Here is a 1,344-nt window from a genome sequence, read left to right as displayed (position 1 = left end):
GGCTAGGCCGCCGTTATGTGGGTGTCCAGCCAGGTGGGGAAGGCCGTGAGGTCCGGGAGGACCACGTCGGCGCCCGCTTCGCGGAGTTCCTCCGCGCTGCACGGGCCCGTCGCCACCGCCACCGAGAGGGCCTCCGCGGCGCGGGCTCCCCGGATGTCGCCGGTGTGGTCGCCCACGTAGATGTGCGCGCCGTGTTCGCGGAGGGCCCGGGCCTTGTCCTCGGCCCAGAGGTCGCCGACCACGACATCGGGTTCGATGCCGAGGTGGGCGAGGTGGAGCTTGGCGTTGGGCTCGTACTTGGCGGTGACCACCAGGGTGCGGCCCCCGGCGGCGCGGACGGCGGCGACGGCCTCGCGGGCGCCGGTCAGGGCGAGGGTGGGGGCGATGGCGTACTCGGGGTACATCGACCGGTACAGGTCGGCCACGGCGGGGACGTCGGCGGCCGGGAACCAGTTCACCAGCTCCTCCGCGAGCGGAGGGCCGAGGCGCGTCACCGCGAGGTCGGCGTCCACGTACACCCCGGTCCGCTCCGACAGCGCGAGGTAGCAGGCCCGGATGCCGGGCCTGCTGTCGATGAGCGTCATGTCGAGGTCGAAACCGACGGTGGGCGCATACGCAGGGGACACGGCAGGCATGGCCGCCATTGTGCCCGGCCGGGGTCGCGGAGGGACGGCCCGGGTCCCGCTACCGCCTCCGCTGCGACCGCCAGAGCAGGAACAGCGCCGAACTCACCGCCGCCCCCCGCACCACCCACGGCCAGGTCCCGGCCAGCGCGTCGCCCATGTGCCCCTCGGCCACCGGCGTCCCCCAGTGCCCGGTGTTGCGCCCCCACAGGTAGGCCACCCCGGCTGCGAGGGCGAGCGCGGGCAGCACCAGCACCGCCCACTTGGTCTCGGCCGGGGTCAGCCGTCGGGAGCCGTAGGCGATGAGCCAGCCGAGGAGCAGCGCGTACCAGTTGCCGAGCACCGCCCCGGCCAGCAGCGCGGCGGCGCCCAGCAGCAGGAGCGGGTTGGTCCAGCCGGACGTGGGGAGCGGGACGAACCGCCGGAACCGGGAGCGCGGGACCACCTCGACGGGCTCCGCCACGACCTCCTTCGGCTTCACCTCCGCCTCTTGCCCGGGCTCCTTCGGGGGACGCCGCAGCATCTCCGGGATCTCCACCCCGCCGACGAACCCCGGCACCGAGTCCGCGGCCGCCGCGCCGAACGGCCCGTCCGCCACCCGCCACCAGTCGGGCCGGGTCAGCGACTCGCCGAGTTCGTCGGCGGACGCGAGATGCGGTGGGGCGGCCCCTTCGGCCGGTACGGCGGGCCCCGGCCCGGCCGGGCGCGGCCGGGGCACGGC

At 75.8% G+C, this 1,344-nt stretch carries 2 protein-coding genes; both read right to left on the bottom strand.

From position 1 onward, the window contains the following. Nucleotides 1-2: 2 nt before the first annotated feature. A complete protein-coding gene (locus GT030_RS16875; RefSeq protein ID WP_161201806.1) occupies nt 3-635 on the bottom strand; it encodes a haloacid dehalogenase-like hydrolase in 633 nt (210 codons plus the stop codon). Nucleotides 636-684: 49 nt separating this feature from the next. Beyond that, nucleotides 685-1,344 (bottom strand): hypothetical protein (locus GT030_RS16870; RefSeq protein ID WP_161201805.1); only part of this gene is annotated, 660 nt, incomplete at its 5' end.

Origin of the sequence: Streptomyces sp. SID1328 (assembly GCF_009865595.1) — a bacterium.
Taxonomy (GTDB): Bacteria; Actinomycetota; Actinomycetes; order Streptomycetales; family Streptomycetaceae; genus Streptomyces; species Streptomyces griseoluteus.
The sequence above is the reverse complement of the archived record's forward strand: the minus strand, read 5'-3'. Positions and strand labels throughout refer to the sequence as shown.

Coding starts and splice junctions, on each gene's coding strand:
- GT030_RS16875 (WP_161201806.1), bottom strand. CDS start 635: ATGCCTGCCGTGTCCCCTGCGTATGCGCCCACCGTCGGTTTCGACCTC.